The sequence below is a fragment of the Paenibacillus sp. S25 genome (assembly GCF_019454085.1).
In the GTDB taxonomy this organism is placed as follows: Bacteria; Bacillota; Bacilli; order Paenibacillales; family Paenibacillaceae; genus Paenibacillus; species Paenibacillus polymyxa_B.
Window position 1 is genome coordinate 3,619,201 of record NZ_CP073683.1, and the last position, 17,006, is coordinate 3,636,206.

Annotated in this window: 13 protein-coding genes; 2 read left to right on the top strand and 11 right to left on the bottom strand. The window is 44.1% G+C overall.

Annotated features, from left to right (window positions below):
- Positions 1–96: 96 nt before the first annotated feature.
- From metG to adhE, 7 genes are all read right to left on the bottom strand, one after another.
- Entirely contained in the window at positions 97–2,115 is a 2,019-nt protein-coding gene (metG, locus tag KAI37_RS15960) for a methionine--tRNA ligase (protein ID WP_071641507.1), read from the bottom strand.
- Positions 2,116–2,527: 412 nt separating this feature from the next.
- Positions 2,528–2,818: a membrane protein insertion efficiency factor YidD gene (gene yidD / locus KAI37_RS15965; protein ID WP_220029810.1), complete on the bottom strand. Its 291-nt coding sequence runs from the start codon at positions 2,816–2,818 to the stop codon at positions 2,528–2,530.
- A gap of 1 nt (position 2,819) precedes the next feature.
- Complete coding sequence (locus KAI37_RS15970) at positions 2,820–3,311, bottom strand: Fur family transcriptional regulator (protein WP_013310843.1); 492 nt, start codon at positions 3,309–3,311, stop codon at positions 2,820–2,822.
- A gap of 253 nt (positions 3,312–3,564) precedes the next feature.
- Positions 3,565–5,787, bottom strand: coding sequence for a copper amine oxidase N-terminal domain-containing protein (locus tag KAI37_RS15975; RefSeq protein ID WP_220029811.1), 2,223 nt, complete (start codon positions 5,785–5,787; stop codon positions 3,565–3,567).
- 219 nt (positions 5,788–6,006) lie between these two features.
- Positions 6,007–6,765 (bottom strand): pyruvate formate-lyase-activating protein, encoded by a 759-nt coding sequence (gene pflA / locus KAI37_RS15980; RefSeq protein WP_013310845.1) that lies wholly within the window; start codon positions 6,763–6,765, stop codon positions 6,007–6,009.
- A gap of 51 nt (positions 6,766–6,816) precedes the next feature.
- Entirely contained in the window at positions 6,817–9,078 is a 2,262-nt protein-coding gene (gene pflB / locus KAI37_RS15985) for a formate C-acetyltransferase (RefSeq protein ID WP_071641513.1), read from the bottom strand.
- A gap of 326 nt (positions 9,079–9,404) precedes the next feature.
- The gene (gene adhE, locus KAI37_RS15990; protein WP_071641515.1) at positions 9,405–12,017 is read right to left on the bottom strand and encodes a bifunctional acetaldehyde-CoA/alcohol dehydrogenase; all 2,613 of its coding nucleotides are present in this window, start codon (positions 12,015–12,017) and stop codon (positions 9,405–9,407) included.
- A gap of 258 nt (positions 12,018–12,275) precedes the next feature.
- Between adhE and KAI37_RS15995 the strand changes: the two genes are divergently transcribed.
- A complete protein-coding gene (locus tag KAI37_RS15995) occupies positions 12,276–12,992 on the top strand; it encodes a Crp/Fnr family transcriptional regulator (RefSeq protein ID WP_013310849.1) in 717 nt (238 codons plus the stop codon).
- Positions 12,993–13,131: 139 nt separating this feature from the next.
- On the opposite strand, the gene KAI37_RS16000 is transcribed toward KAI37_RS15995, so the two are convergent.
- On the bottom strand, positions 13,132–13,899 hold the full coding sequence (locus KAI37_RS16000) for a DODA-type extradiol aromatic ring-opening family dioxygenase (protein ID WP_071641517.1): 768 nt from the start codon (positions 13,897–13,899) through the stop codon (positions 13,132–13,134).
- A 318-nt stretch (positions 13,900–14,217) separates the two neighbouring features.
- Here KAI37_RS16000 and KAI37_RS16005 point away from each other — a divergent pair, with 318 nt between their 5' ends.
- Positions 14,218–14,517, top strand: coding sequence for a hypothetical protein (locus KAI37_RS16005; RefSeq protein WP_233901737.1), 300 nt, complete (start codon positions 14,218–14,220; stop codon positions 14,515–14,517).
- Positions 14,518–14,642: 125 nt separating this feature from the next.
- On the opposite strand, the gene KAI37_RS16010 is transcribed toward KAI37_RS16005, so the two are convergent.
- The 3 genes from KAI37_RS16010 to KAI37_RS16020 form a co-directional block, all read right to left on the bottom strand.
- Complete coding sequence (locus tag KAI37_RS16010; RefSeq protein ID WP_071641521.1) at positions 14,643–14,987, bottom strand: winged helix-turn-helix transcriptional regulator; 345 nt, start codon at positions 14,985–14,987, stop codon at positions 14,643–14,645.
- Positions 14,988–15,233: 246 nt separating this feature from the next.
- Positions 15,234–15,965, bottom strand: a complete 732-nt coding sequence (locus tag KAI37_RS16015) for a ThuA domain-containing protein (RefSeq protein WP_071641523.1) — start codon at positions 15,963–15,965, stop codon at positions 15,234–15,236.
- 20 nt (positions 15,966–15,985) lie between these two features.
- A complete protein-coding gene (locus tag KAI37_RS16020) occupies positions 15,986–16,954 on the bottom strand; it encodes a sugar phosphate isomerase/epimerase family protein (protein ID WP_013310854.1) in 969 nt (322 codons plus the stop codon).
- Between the last annotated feature and the right edge of the window lie 52 nt (positions 16,955–17,006).

The window sequence follows — 17,006 nt, forward strand, 5'->3', positions numbered from 1 at the left end:
GGGAGCAAAATATGATGCAAGCCAAAAAGCGTATGCCCAGGAAGAATGATTCCCGGACATACGCTCATTACGTTCTTTTTATTTCTACATAGCGTTCTACTTTACAACTGCACCATTCGGCATACCTTCCGGTACGGTGGCCAGCGTAAGCTGATCTCCATGTGATGCTGCCAAAATCATACCTTGCGACAACTCTCCCCGAAGTTTTACTGGCTTCAGATTGGTCACACAGATCACCTTGCGCCCAATGATATCTTCAGGTGTATAAAACTTCGCAATCCCTGATACTACCTGCCGCTGCTCATAACCAAGATCAAGTTGGAGCTTCAACAGTTTATCGGCCTTCTTCACAGGCTCGCAGGCGACGACCTGAGCAACGCGCAGTTCTACCTTGGCAAAATCCTCAATGCCAATCTCTTCCTTTACCTCCGACGCTTCCTGGCTCGCCTCAGATGCATTCTGCGGTTGAACTTGTGCTGTAGCTTCTTCCTGTTTCTTACCCCCAGTCATTGCTTCCACGATAAAAGCAACCTCTTGCTCTGAATCCAGACGCGGGAAGATCGGATTACCTTTGACCAGCTGCGTTCCTTCCGGAATACGACCAAATTGCTTGCCGCTATCCCATGTAGTCAACTCACCTTGGCTAATACCGAGCTGTTCCCAAATTTTATGAGGAGCACGGGTTAAGAATGGCTGGAGTAAGATGGAAGCGATGCGCAAGCTTTCTACCAAATGCAACATAACAGATGACAATTCGCGACGTTTTGCCTCATCCTTAGCCAAATTCCATGGTTGCGTCTCGTCAATATACTTGTTGCTACGGCTAATAAATTGGCTAATCGCCGTTAATGCCACGGAAAACTCCATGTTTTCCATGGCTTCTTCTACTTTACTATAAGTCGATGTTGCCATGTCTTCCAAAGCTCCGTCGAATGCTGTTACATTCGCTTCATAAGCCGGAACCTTGCCATCAAAATATTTATCTACCATCGCCACGGTACGATTCAACAAGTTGCCCAGATCATTTGCCAAATCCGAATTAACTCGATCTACAAAGCTTTCTGGTGTAAAGGTTCCGTCTGCCCCAAAAGGCACCTCGCGCAGCAAGTAGTATCGAAGTTGGTCCAGACCATAACGGTCAATCAACGTCACTGGGTCTACAACATTGCCTTTAGATTTCGACATTTTACCGTCTTTCATGAGCAGCCAACCATGTGCAAATACTTTTTTAGGCAACGGAAGATCCAGCGCCATCAGCATGATCGGCCAATATATCGTATGGAACCTTACAATCTCTTTACCTACGATATGCACATTTGCAGGCCAGAATTTATCATACAGCTCGGTATTGGAAGAGCCATAACCCAAGGCTGTGATGTAGTTGGAAAGTGCGTCAATCCACACATACACGACATGCTTCGGATCCCCCTTCACCTTAATGCCCCAATCGAAGGTAGTACGAGATACAGCCAAATCCTCCAGACCCGGCTTGATGAAGTTATTGATCATCTCTTTTTTACGTGATTCTGGCTGGATAAACTGCGGATTCTCTTCATAAAATTGCAGCAACCGATCAGCATACTTGCTCATACGGAAAAAGTAACACTCTTCCTTAACCAGTTCTACAGGGTGTCCACTATCCGGGCTTTTTCCTCCAGCCACATTGCCTTCGGCGTCCTTCACCACGTCAACCAGCTGAGTTTCTGTGTAGTACGTCTCGTCAGGGATGCTGTACCAGCCTTCGTATTCTCCCTTGTAAATATCGCCTTGCTTCAGCAAACGATCAAAAATTTCTTGTACGACAGCCTTATGGCGTTCTTCCGTAGTACGGATAAAATCATCATTGGAAATGTCGAGCTTCCGCCACAGTTCTTGAATACCTGCCACAATATCATCTACGAAACGTTGCGGCGTTTTGCCTGCTGCACTCGCTTTCTGCTCAATCTTCTGACCATGCTCATCCGTTCCTGTCAAATAGCGCACTTCATAACCGCGTAGCCGCTTGTAACGGGCCATTGCATCTCCCGCAACCGTCGTGTAAGCATGACCTATATGTAGCTTGTCGCTCGGATAATAGATCGGTGTCGTAATGTAAAATGTGTTCTCATTGGACATGTGTGTTGCCTCCTGTTTTGTTCACGGCAGCTATAAGACCTGCTGACATGATGGTACTCCAATTCATGTATTTGGCACAAATTGGGCACAAAAAAGACCCCCGCCCCTATGGGACGAGAGTCACCTCACGCGTTACCACCCAATTTTCCTGTATCCTCGCAGACTACAGGCTTCACCGGTCACATCTGACCGCCCATTAACGCTGGAACACGCCTCCCCCTTACGCTTGCCTCCCAAACACTAATAACTGTGGCAAATACGCTCGAAAAAGGTTCCTCCAGGACCATATTCAGGCTTCGCTCCAGACCGGTTTGCAGCTAACCCCGGCTCTCTGTACTGGACAATTTACCCTACTCATCCCTTCGCAGGAAAACAATATTAACCAAAATATAACCAAATCCGCATAGCGCTGTCAAGTCAGACCCTTTTCAGAGTGGGTAACCAAACGATCTTCGCTAGACTTATCTGTTCCCTTTTTTGCAGGAGGGACCAAATCTACGCCGCCCAGATGAAAGGGATGGCACTTGGCTATACGCTTAGCAGCAAGCCATGAACCTTTGAGCGCACCATGCACCTCTACCGCTTCCAACGCGTACGCCGAACACGTTGGATAGAATCGGCAGGTAGCCGGCTTTAACGGTGAAATATAGGAACGATAAAACTTAATCGGAGCCTGTACCACTCTGCGTGTGGTGATTTTCATTTCAGTAGCCCCCGTGGCTGTGAGTGTGACTGCTCGTCTGTCTGAATCCCCCATCCGAATTACTGTCAGTATGCCCATTCTTCTGTTGACAATCTTTGCAATAACCAAAAATTTCAAACTTGTGCTCGACGATTTGGAATTGATCCGTTGTATCCGTCATTTGCATTGGGCAAAAAGAAATCGGTAATGTTTTCTGACAGCTCAAGCAAATCATATGGTGATGGTGATGATGCTCATTACAGCTCACCTTGAACTTCATCCCATCCTCAAAAGATACCTGTTCCAGCACACCCAATTCCTGCATTACACGCAGATTACGATAAACCGTATCAAAACTAAGTCCACTGTACTTCTTACCCATATATTCATAAACGTCTTTGGGGGACAGATACCCTTCATTCTCGGAAAATAACGTGGCCAACGTCTTGCGCTGATCTGTAATACGAAGCCCCTGAGCGGACATTGTTGCAATAATTTCATCCTTTGTCAGCATGCGTTTCACCCTCCCCTGTCTGTAGTTTCAGGTTTTCTGATGCAGGCTTAGGCTTGCATCTATTTATTATACCACGATTAAAGTCAATATTATAAGAGATATTCGTATCAATACATAAGAAAAAGACGCTCTCCGGCGCTACGATTAAATTCGCAGCAGGAGAACGCCTATATTCTGCAAGTGACATCGACTTTTAAACGGTGAATGACGAGACCCAAGGTCTAAGCCGGTAAACAGCACCGGTTAATTCATATTAATTTTTAATAGCTGGTAAAGGCATAACTACTACGGAAACCGGCAAGTTACTTCCTGCTGCAGCAGTGAAATACATCTCTACACTTTCCTCGATATGCCCTGTGCGATACAGCACACTCATCTCATTTGGAGCCCATACTGCGCCGTTCGTCGGGATACCCACAACCTGATTGTTTACCATCGCATAGCCAGAATATTCGCCCCCACGCGGGTTGAACGTAATCAGTGAATACGGCGCTACATGATCCAACTTAACTTTATATACAACACCAAAATTACCAGCATTGGAAGCAGAAGAGCCGTCCAGACCGTCCGTACCAATCAGGTTCGGGTCTACCTTATTATCACCAAGAACGATACGTTGAGCTGTTTTACCAACCTCTTCGGTATAATTGAGCGAGATATCCGCATTAGCGTACGTTCCACGGTTATGAATACCGTCCTTAGGCAGTTTTGCCAAAGTAGGTAATACGGTCAACGGATCTGCATTTGCATCTAACACAATAACCGTGTATTGAATAGGTTGATCCGTATATAAATCGGATAACAGAGAAATGACTTGTTTTTGTTTGATTTTTTGTGCGTTCAGATCCTGTAAAACAATGCGGCTTTCGCCAGGATTTAGAACTGTACTAGAACGCTTGCTTCCATCTTGCATGGATTGGAAGTATCGTTGAATCGAAACTTTACCTGCAGCCGTGGCAAATTCAGATGGTCCGGCAAAACCGGAATTTTCGACATTTATATTGGCAGGAGTGATATTGTTGTTAGTCGCAATCACGTACATCTTCACATCTCTACCCGTTTCATTAACATGATGGACGAGTATGCGTGTGCTGCCTGATCCGGTTTCCTGATACACGATACCATCCTGGAACACACGTTCCGGACTGTTAGCACGAATCAAAAGACGTGGTGAAGACGTGCTAGTTAATGGAATGGTAGCCATGGTAGGCACCTGACTGCCGTCTACTGTATATTTATCACCATATGGTGTGAAGATTTTATTAAAATCATCTTCGTTATACAGCAGTTCATTCGTAATTTTAATCGTTTCACTTTTGGTATCTGTTGCGCCGTGCTTATCAGTCACGGTGAGCGTAATTGTTACATCACCTGGTTGGAAGAAAGCAAGTTTCTTATTCTCCCAATCACGTTTAGTGATAGCATTCTCATCATCTGTACTCAGGTCGGTAATGGTGATTTTCTCACCCATCTTGTACTCTTTTTTATCAGTTGTAAACAGAGCCACTGGCGGCTGATTTGGTGGTCTTACTGTAAGTGTAACTGAGTAAGGATCACTCCAGTTCCCAGCAGAGTCAAGAACAGAATAGGTAACTACATATGTACCCGGCTCCTGGAATACGTCCTGCTTCCCTTCCCAACGTTGGTTCACAATCGGTAGACCTGTAGGAGAGGATTCCTTTGTCAAATACGTAACCTGGGTTTCGCCTGCATAGATATCTTTTTGTTGAACCGTAAAGGAAGCTTTAGGCTTCTGATTCAAATCCATGATAACTTGTTTAGTCGTATTATTCACAGTATAAGGAATATTTAAGGCCTGTGTAATCGAGGTCAATGGCACCATAAATACGTTCTTTTGCTGAAAAGCCGGTCCCTTCATTTGTCTGGCTCCACCGTTAACCGTATAAACCTTGCTGTCTGTTTTGAAGCGCATGACATTTGTTCCTTGTGTGATTACGGTTTCTTTGGTAGCAGTGTCATAACTAAACTGCAATCCGACACGGCTGACAAGAGAACGAATAGCTACATAGGAGACTCCATCCTTAACAGTCATCGGCTGAGTTGCCGTATACACCTGTCCGTTTTGTTCCATTTTCGCACTGTTTAAATACAAAATCAGTTGATTAGCACCCATAGTTGTTGGAGCTCCACCAGGATTGGTGATCGTTCCGTCTCCACCGTATACATCATTGGACACGTTCGATCCGTTGTTGGTATCTGTAGGCAGACCAGTCAATGGATCATTAGATACGCCTGTGTTATCAGGTGTTACTGTGTTGTTTTGTGTGCCTGTTCCCTCTTGATCTCCGATACTATTCTGAACGCTGGAATCAGCAACATTGGTTTGAGCCTGCTGTGCGCTAACCGAATCGGTGGATTGAACGGTTGTTGATGCTGCTTCTGCTCCTACAGGGGCTACTGCAGCCACCTGAGCCACCGCAAGGGCGGTGAGCATGGTCCATTTCTTGAAATTCATTGTCTGTCTCCTTCTATCACCAAATTATTATCATTCCCGTAAAAAGTCATACTATTAGACGCGTCAGTTGTTAAAAAGTTTCTGGAAATTTTGCTGATCATGAAAAAAAGGGAACTTTCTCCTGTGACTGCAAAAAATTCAACAACAAAAAACCGCCGCCCATCTGACCTGATGTGGCGGCGGCTTCATTACTAGGAAATAGCTTTTGAACCATTTACATTATGATGGACGACAGACAGCATTCTTTCCTGCAGTCTCCAGACGACCCTCTTCAATGAGTCGGTAAGCACGTTGAACTTCTTCATCTGTAGGAGATGGAACTCCCTCCAGCGGATACTCCTTACCGAGCATTTCCCACTTGTAAACACCCATTTGATGGTAAGGCAAGATTTCGAATTTCTCGACTCCGTTCAACGTTCCGATAAACCGTCCCAAATTCAATAAATCTTGCTCGTCATCATGAATACCCGGTACAAATACGTGTCTAATCCACATTTTGCGCCCTTGCTCAGACAACCAGCGAGCCGTACTTAGCATACGATCGTTAGACTTGCCTGTAAGCTTAATATGCTTGTCATTGTCAATATGCTTAATATCCAGTAGCACCAAGTCTGTTACGTCCAGCAGTTCATGGATACGGCCCGCGTCATTAAAGCCGTTACTGTCCAGTGTCGTGTGCAAATTCCACCGACGTTTCACTTCTTTGAACAGCTCTGCGACAAAATGAGCTTGCAGCGTCGGTTCTCCACCAGATACGGTCAATCCGCCTCCTGAAGAACGGTAATAGGCTAAATACGGCTCAATCTCAGCCAATACCTCCTCCAACGTCATCGGATTACCTTCATTCAAGGCCCAAGTGTCCGGGTTATGGCAATATTGACATTTCAACAAGCATCCTTGCATAAAGAGCACGAAGCGGATGCCGGGACCATCGACGGTCCCGAAGGTTTCCAATGAGTGTATGTGACCTTTCAACATGTTGCATCATCCTTCCCGCATCCGCTATGCGTGCGTCATTGTAATACTTATTTACATTGTACCGTGGAAAGTACGGTTAATAACATCCAATTGTTGTTCACGAGTCAGCTTGATAAAGTTAACGGCATAGCCGGAAACACGAATCGTCAGCTGTGGATAGTTTTCTGGGTGCTCCATTGCATCCAACAGTTGTTCGCGAGCAAACACATTGACATTCAGATGATGTGCGTGGCTTCCAAAGTAGCCATCCATCATCGAAACAAGGTTTGTTTTGCGTGTTTCTTCTTCTTTACCCAGTGCTTTAGGCACGATGGAGAAGGTGTTCGAGATACCATCCAGACTGTGTTCATATGGCAATTTGGCTACGGAACTCAGAGATGCCAAAGCACCTTTTTTATCACGACCGTGCATTGGGTTTGCCCCTGGTGCAAACGGTTCGCCTGCTTTACGTCCATCCGGTGTTGTACCTGTTTTCTTACCGTAAACCACGTTGGAAGTAATAGTCAGTACAGATTGAGTAGGAACCGCATTACGATAAGCTTTATGCTTGCGAATCATGCTCATGAAGCTTTCTACCAGTTCCACAGCGATGTTATCTACACGGTCATCGTTGTTACCGTAGCAAGGGTATTCGCCTTCGATTTCAAAGTCAACAGCAATCCCTTTTTCGTTACGGATTGGTTTAACTTTTGCAAATTTAATGGCACTCAAGGAGTCGGTAGCAACTGACAGACCCGCAATACCACATGCCATGGTGCGGAGAATATCACGATCATGCAACGCCATTTCAATGCGTTCGTAGCTATATTTATCATGCATGTAGTGAATAACATTCAAAGTGTTCATGTACAGTTTTGCCAACCATTCCATCATAGGTTTGAAGCGGCTCAACACTTCTTCATATTCCAGAACTTCACCTGTAATGGCTGGGAATTCAGGCCCTACTTGGACGCCAGATTTTTCATCTTTACCACCGTTAATTGCATACAGCAGAGCTTTAGCCAAGTTGGCACGAGCACCAAAGAATTGCATTTGTTTACCGATTTTCATTGCCGATACACAACAAGCAATACCATAATCGTCTCCATAAATCGGACGCATCAGATCGTCATTCTCGTACTGAATGGAGCTAGTTTCAATAGAAACTTTCGCACAATATTTTTTGAAGCCTTCAGGCAATTTTTCCGACCACAGTACAGTCAGATTCGGCTCCGGTGCAGGTCCCAGATTGTAGAGGGTATGCAGGAAACGGAAGCTGTTTTTAGTTACCCGAGTTTCTCCAGTTACGGACATACCACCAATGGACTCAGTAACCCATGTTGGATCTCCACTGAACAGTTCATTATAGTCAGGTGTGCGCAAGAACTTAACAATACGCAATTTCATAACAAAATGATCGACCAGTTCTTGAGCTTGTTCTTCTGTCATTGTACCCTCTTCCATATCACGTTGAGAGTAAATATCAAGGAAGGAAGATACACGTCCTAAGGACATTGCTGCACCATTTTGTTCTTTGATTGCTGCAAGATATCCAAAATATACCCATTGGAAAGCTTCTTTCGCATTGTTAGCAGGTTTTGAGATATCAAAACCGTGTTCAGCAGCCATTTGTTTCAGTTCATTCAAAGCACGAATTTGTTCGGAAATTTCCTCACGCAGACGAATTACGTCTTCTTCCATGGAATCAACTTCAAGGCTTTTCAGTTGCATTTTTTTATCTTGGATCAAGAAGTCTGCACCATACAAAGCTACACGACGATAGTCACCGATAATACGACCACGACCGTATGCATCTGGCAGACCAGTAATGATACCAGCTTTACGAGCTGCTCTCATTTCATCTGTATAAGCGTCAAATACACCTTGGTTGTGAGTTTTACGAATATGAGTGAAGATATCAATGATACTTTCTGGTACTTCAAAACCATAGGCTTTGCAAGCGTCGATCATCATCCGAATTCCACCAAACGGCTGCAAAGAGCGTTTGAATGGAGCATCTGTTTGTACACCGACAATTTGCTCTTTATCCCGGTCCAGATAACCCGGCTTATGTGAAATAATAGTGGATGGCGTATTCACGTCTACATCAAGCACGCCGCCGTTTGCCAACTCTTTTTTGGTAAGATCGGATACAATATCCCACAATGCAGTTGTGTTGGCGGTAGGACCAACCAAAAATTCTTCATTGCCAACATAAGGTAAGATATTGGTTTCAATAAAATCGTTGACGTTGACTTCTTTAGTCCATTTGCCTTTTTTAAAACCTCTCCAGCCAGATTGTTGCTCTTGTAATTCTCTCTCAATCACCGACATGTAAATCCCTCCAAATTGTTTGGTCTTCCGGACTTGTGATTTTTTTCACGATAAAGCTATTTCTTGAGCCCGGCCTGTTCACCGATGCCTTACGCTCAGTGTCGGGACCTTTCTTACACCCTTATTGTAGAATAATGATAGAGTGTAGTATGTGATAAAAATCACAATATGAGTGATTTTTATCACTTTATTTTCCCTAGCTGCGCGCCTATCCTTAGCCTTGCCGTTCACCTCCCTTCCCAAACCAACAGGCCCTCTATATAGAGAGCCTGCATCGGTATTGAACGAGAAAATGCTTTTTCACAAGCCTCTTCGTACCTATTATATTATTGATCAAAACGTCCGTAGAAGGCATTGCGATAGACATCAGCCAACTCAGTAACCAGTGGCAGTTTCGGATTCGCAGTTGTACATTGATCTTCAAATGCGCGGTCAGCCAGATAGTCTACACGTGATTCGAAATCCTTCGCATCGAAACCGATTTGTTGGAACGATTCCTCGATACCAAGTGTTTTGTTCATCTTACGGATCGCTTCGATCAAGCTGTTAACCCCTTCTTCGGTGGTGCGTGCAGGCAGTCCCAGTATGCGTGCAATTTCTGCATAACGCTCATCCGCAACAAAGTGCGAATATTTAGGGAACGAAGCAAATTTTGTCGGTTTTTTCGCATTATAGCGAATGACGTGCGGCAATAAAATGGCATTCGTGCGACCATGCGCTGTATGGTATTGTCCACCCCATTTATGTGCAAGACTGTGGTTAATACCCAAGAATGCATTAGCAAAAGCCATACCAGCAAGTGTAGAAGCATTATGCATTTTCTCACGAGCCAGTTTATCACCAGTCAGAGCCGATTGTTCTAGGTATTGGAATACCAATTGAATGGCTTTAATTGCCAGACCATCTGTGTAGTCATTAGCCATTACGGACACGTAAGCTTCGATAGCATGTGTCAGAACATCCATACCTGTGTCCGCTACAGCTGTTTTAGGCAGCGAATATACAAACACTGGGTCAATAATTGCCACATCAGGAGTCAGCTCATAGTCAGCCAGCGGATACTTCGTGTTACCCAGGTTTTTGTCCGTAATTACTGCGAACGATGTAACTTCGGAACCTGTACCCGAGGTTGTAGGGATAGCTACAAATTGCGCTTTTTGGCCCAGACGTGGGTACTTGTAAATCCGTTTACGGATATCCATGAATTTTTGTTTTAAGTTATTGAAATCAGTATCTGGATATTCATAGAACATCCACATGCCTTTAGCCGCATCCATTGGCGAACCGCCGCCCAATGCGATGATGCAATCCGGTTGGAAACGTCTCATCATTTCTGTACCACGTTCTACCGTAACTGTCGATGGATCTGGCTCTACTTCAGAGAACACTTCGATAGCTACCGGTGTTTGGCGTTGATGCAGATAATGAATAACACGATCTACATATCCCAGTTGTACCATCATAGGGTCCGTGATAATGGCTACACGTGTGATATCAGGCATTTTAGCAAGATACTGTGTCGAGTTTTTCTCAAAATAGATTTTGGAAGGTACTTTGAACCATTGCATATTCACCGTCCGTTTCGCCACCCTTTTCACATTAATCAAATTGACTGCCGATACGTTCGACGAAGTCGAGTTACGACCGTACGAACCGCAACCGAGTGTCAATGAAGGAAGGTTGGTGTTGTAAATGTCGCCAATCGCACCATGTGTGGAAGGTGCATTTACAATGATACGTCCTGTTTGCAGACGGTTTGCGAAGCGAGCGATAACGTCCTCATCGTTCGAATGAATAGCGGACGAGTGGCCCATGCCCCCGAATTCCACGACTTCAGCAGCGCGTTGAATACCTTGTTCCGCATTTTTTACTTTATAGCAAGCCAATACAGGACTCAATTTTTCCGCAGACAATGGGAATTTTGTTCCTACCCCTTCAATCTCAGCGACTAAAATTTTAGTTCCTGCTGGTACTGTGATACCACTCATTTCAGCAATTTTCACAGCAGACTGCCCGACGATTGCTGGGTTCACTGCACATTTCTCGACATTCATAGCTCCTTGAGTGAGCTTAGCTGCTTCTTCTTTATTTACAAAATAGCAGCCGTTAGCGATCATCAATTTTTTCACTTGTTCGAAGATTGGCTCTTCGATAATAACCGCTTGCTCGGAAGCACAAATCATACCGTTGTCAAAAGATTTAGAGAGGATGAGATCGTTCACGGCCTGCTTGATGTCTGCTGTTTTTTCAATGAAGCAAGGCACGTTACCTGGGCCTACACCCAGAGCAGGTTTACCGCAGCTATATGCCGCCTTAACCATGCCTGATCCACCAGTTGCCAGAATCAGAGCCACATCCGGGTGATTCATGAGTGAATTTGTTTTATCCATCGATGGAGCTTCAATCCATTGAATACAATCAGCTGGAGCACCATGTTTGACGGCTGCTTCGAGCAAGACGCGGGCTGCTTCCGCACTACACGATTGAGCAGATGGATGGAAACCGAAAATGATTGGGTTACGTGTTTTAATGGCAATCAACGCTTTGAACATCGTAGTCGAAGTCGGGTTTGTCACTGGAGTGATCCCCATGATAATGCCGACTGGCTCTGCTATCTTTTGAAAACTGTCAAAATCATTGTCTTCAATGACACCGACGGTTTTTTCATTTTTGATACTATGATAGATATATTCTGTTGCAAACATGTTTTTGGTGATTTTGTCCTCGTACACACCGCGTCCTGTTTCTTCAACAGCCAACTTCGCCAGGTACATGTGTTTATCCATCCCTGCGAGTGCCATAGCTTGTACGATTTCGTCAATCTGTTCCTGATTCATACTCATGAAAGCTTGCTGTGCCCGGTTCCCCCGGTCAATCAGCGTTTGAATATACTGCTCTGCGCTTTGCTCTTTTTGGATAACCTCGTTTTTAACAGCCATTTCCCTCATCCTCCTGTTATCTCGTGTACTATCTCTTGTTCACGCACTGATCGTAACACAGCTTTTCAAGATATATTGTGATTTTTTTCACAATCTATTTAAAATTTTATTTTATGAAGTGAATTAAATCACAAAGTTTGGAATTCTGCCACTTTTACCCCCTCTTCTTGCCCCAAAAACGCATTGCGCAGGTATATAATGAATTTGAATTGATCAAGTTGCAGATAAAAAACATAGGATACAAAGGGGAAATGGACGATGAGAAACCCTACAAATGTAATGGAAGCCCGCGGCAACACCTGTTGCTTCTCGGAGGCCAGCTTCAACCGGTTGCAAGTGATGATGAAAGATCGAGTTATGCCTGAAAGCTCGCATCTGTTCTGGGAAGGAGATACAGCGGATAAGCTGTTTTATATTAAGCGCGGACGCGTGAAAGTAACCAAAACAACGGATGAGGGTAAGGAACTTATACTATATATGTATCAAAGCGGCGATCTTGTTGGTCAAGCCGATCCATTTTTCGGTACTAAGCATTCCTTTTCTGCTGAGGTTTTGGAAGACAGTGATATTGGCGTAATCGATCATACAGATCTGGAGTTGCTTATTTGCCAGCATTGTGATTTTGCGATTGACTTTATGAAATGGATGGGTTCGCATCACCGCATTACGCAGACTAAGTTCCGCGATTTGATGATGTACGGCAAGCCTGGCGCTTTATGTTCAACACTCATCCGTCTATGCAATACCTATGGTGAGCCTCACGGCGAACATATCCTGATTCATAAGAAAATTACTCATACTGACTTATCTAATATGATCGGTGCGACCCGGGAAAGCGTAAACCGGATGCTTAGTGATCTACGTAAGAAAAATGCAGTAGAATACGATAATGGCATGATTGTTGTCAAGGATTTGGAAATGCTGCAAGGCGTATGTCATTGTGAATTGTGTCCTCGTGAGATTTGCCGGATATAATAAATCGTTTTTTATGTAAAAGGGAGTGTTATAAGCCATTATAGCTTATAACACTCCCTAATTTATTTCCACTCCTCTACTTATACAGAAGCAGTTGCGAAGCATTTTAACACTAGTCTTTCTTCTGGCAACACACTTTTTAAAACTGCAAGCATAGATAACTTAAATTCCCCATCTCATAGCTTCTATGGATGACCTTGGCTTTGTTTGCAGGATTGCCACTCCCCATTGCAATAAACAACGGTACAAAGTGCTCTGCTCTTGGTACGGCCTGGCGAGCATAAGGTGCTTCGCTTTCATAGTGATCCAAAGCCTCTATATCTCTACTTTGCACTTTTTCGATAATCCAATCATCAAAATCTATAGCCCAAGGTTCTGTTTTCGTTTCCCCCCATTTGACGATACGCAGATTATGAACAGTCACTCCACTGCCAATGACCAGAATATCCTGTTCTCCCAGTCCACGCAGCACTTCACCAATGGCATATTGTGCTTTGGGCGAAAGATATGGATTTACAGAGATCTGAACTACCGGAATGTCTGCCTCAGGATACATACGATGCAACAATGTCCAGGATCCATGATCCAGTCCCCTCACCCGGTCAGTTTGTACGTCAATGCCCTTTTGTTCATATAATTTTTCTAGCTTATTGGCCAGTTCCACAGAACCATGTGCTGGATATTTCACCGTGTACAGTTCCGGTGGGAAACCGCCAAAATCATAAATGGTATCGTACACGTCATCCATCGAACTGATCGTCAACGTTTGCGCTTCCCAATGAGCAGTAAAGATAACAACCGCTTTAGGGCGAATGCTTTTCCCCAGTTGCTCTAAAAATGAAGTATAGTCCGTCTGTTCAATAGCAAGCATCGGTGAGCCGTGGGCCAAAAATAAAGATGGCATCATATAAATATCCCCTTATCATCATTAGTTTACTTTATTCATTAAGTAACTTTATGTAAGTTATAATACATAAGTAACAGAGTAATGTCAACACAGATTTCAACATACACTTAAAGATCAGAGGTTCCATAAATAAAGATTGATATAGGTATAAGGTCATAGTAATATGTAACTAATAAATTTTAAGATTTCACTATATTTCGATACAAAGGACTGGTTTCTATGGAGATACATACTTCTAATTGCCCAAAATGTGGTTCCGTTTTTCGTCAAAACCTTAGAAACCTGTGTAGTTCTTGTATTCAGGAAGAAAATATATTCTTGGACCGCTGTTCTAACTATCTATGGAAGCATCCTTCTACTCATACTCGCCAGCTCAGTGACGTAACCGGCACACCTATAGAATTGCTTACAGATTGGGTAAGAGCAGGCAAATTTCCCTCCACCTACAGTCAGCTTGATTATCCTTGTGAATCCTGCCGTTCCCCCATTTATGCAGGAAGACTATGCCATTCATGCTTGGGTACATTTCGTTCGGCCGCGCTGGATATTCAAACCCGTGTGCCCCGCCGTGCAACAGCAGGATTGTTCTCAGTTGCAGGGCGCATCAAAGGCTATTAAGCCGTGCTGCCTATGCACATCATTTCTGTAAAATGGATAAGTAGTCCTATACACAAAATAAAAAAACAGCCTTTTTCCTAGGAAAAGGCTGTTTTGCTATGAGAAACGCTTATTTAGTTTGGTGCTCATCTAATCCATTCCTCAGCCCAAAATTGAATTTGTTCCATAACCGGCTGAAGTGCACGGCCTTTGGTTGTTAGCTCGTATTCAATGCGGACAGGAGTTTCCGGATATACATGACGTGTAAGAATTCCTTCATTTTCCAAATCTTTCATCCGCTCTGATAACATTTTGTCACTCATTGTGGGAATCAGATTGGAAATATCCTTAAACCGCTTAGGACCGCTCATCATGGATTGAATAATTAATCCATTCCAACGCTTACCCAAACATGAAAAGGCGGTTTCAAAACGCGGACACATTTTTGCACATTGCGGTTGACTCTCCAAATTTTTCACCTTCTTTTGCATTTCGGTTTGATAAAGCTTTCCTTTTGTTAGTATATATCATTTTAGCATACTTTATCCCGAAAGAAAACACTTTCTTCTTAAATTAAATACCTGCGCTGATAAAGTTGCCATGACCAAAACTGATTATACAACAAACCAACACAGCAGGTATATGTCTAAATCGTTAAATACAAAAAGGCGGAATCCCAAGAGGTTCCGCCTATCAATCTGTTCATTATACAGCTCATCAAAATGTGATGATTGTCATTATACCAACACTCCACCGAGAGGTCTTACAGGTTCGCTTTTACCATATATTGGTTTGTTAATACTTGTCGGAGAAGTCCAACGAATGCTGTTGGCGATAACTTTCAAAATATCAGGCTGGTAATAAGTTGGATAGGTCTCATGACCTGGGCGAAAATAGAATATCTTACCGCTACCTCGGCGGAAAGTACATCCGGTTCTAAATACTTCGCCGCCTTCAAAGTTACTAATAAATACCAATTCATCCGGCGCTGGTATATCAAAGAACTCGCCATACATCTCTTCCTGCTTCAACAAAATTTTGGCGTCTATGCCTTCTGCAATAGGATGTGACGGATTCACCGACCAAATAATCTCCTGTTCACCTGCCACCCTCCATTTCAAATCACAGCTAGTGCCCATTAGGGCTTTGAATGGTTTTGAAAAATGGCCCGAGTGCAGCACGATCAAGCCCATTCCTTCCTGCACTCGCTTTACAACACGCGCTGTAACTTCATCGCTCACCTGATCGTGGGCTTTATGCCCCCACCACAGCAGCACATCTGTGGAATTCAGGATCTCTTCTCCCAAACCATGCTCGGCATCATCACGAAGAGTAGCTGTTCGAATGGCAAATCCCTCTCCTGCCAGGCCGTCAGCCAACGCTTTGTGTATCCCGTCAGGATATATCTGTTTGGCTTCATCATTCAACTTTTCGTTCAAAAATTCATTCCAAATGGTGACGTTAATCATCAACATTTCCCCCTATTAAGTTAGACCCACCACATCTCGCTCAGCGGTTCTTCAATCAATACCTGGCGAAGATTGTGGACAGCCTTAGTAAAGCCTTCCTCCACGGACATCAGGCCATCTTCATGCTCAATACTCACTACATAATCGTATCCCACCAGACGCAGAGCACTAATAATATCTGCCCAGGTTTTTACATCATGTCCATAACCCACAGTACGGAACTGCCAAGCGCGATCTAGCATTTTCGTATATTCCTGCATATCGGTAAGTCCATATTTATTTACATTGACCGGATCAATCGTCGTATCCTTGGCATGAAAATGGTGAATGGCTCCCTCTCGGCCCAAAATTTGAACCGCCTGCACTGGGTCAATTCCCTGCCACCACATATGGCTCGGATCCAGATTAGCACCAATGACCTCTCCCGCAGCTTCACGCAAACGAAGCAAGGTCGCTGGTGTATGAACGGAGAAGCCTCCGTGTAGCTCCAGCCCAATTTTAACATGATGATCTGCTGCAAATTTTCCCGTCTCAGTCCAGTAAGGAATAATTTTATTCTCCCATTGCCACTTCAACACTTCCTGAAAATCATTAGGCCACGGAGCCACAGGCCAGTTTGGATATTTCGCATCCTCATGATCACCCGGACAGCCAGAGAAAGTGTTCACAACTGGAACTTCCAGCTTTTCTGCCAATCGAACGGTTTTAAGAAACGTTTCATGATCAGCTTGGGCCAAATGCTTTTGCGGATGAAGAGGATTGCCGTGACAGCTAAGCGCACTAATCGTTAGTCCGCGGGACTCTACTGCCTTTTTAAAATTTTTGAGCGCTGTATCATTCTCCAGCAACTCATCCGGCTTACAATGCTTATCTCCTGGGTTGCCGCCTGTACCGATTTCTACAGCATCCAATCCTTGAGAAGCCACATAATCCAGCGCCTCCTCCAGCGAACGTCCGCCAAACAACACCATAAATACTCCAAGTTTCAAAAGAAATCCCTCCCTATATCATATGTGAAAAAAGCTGCTTTCATTATAATGA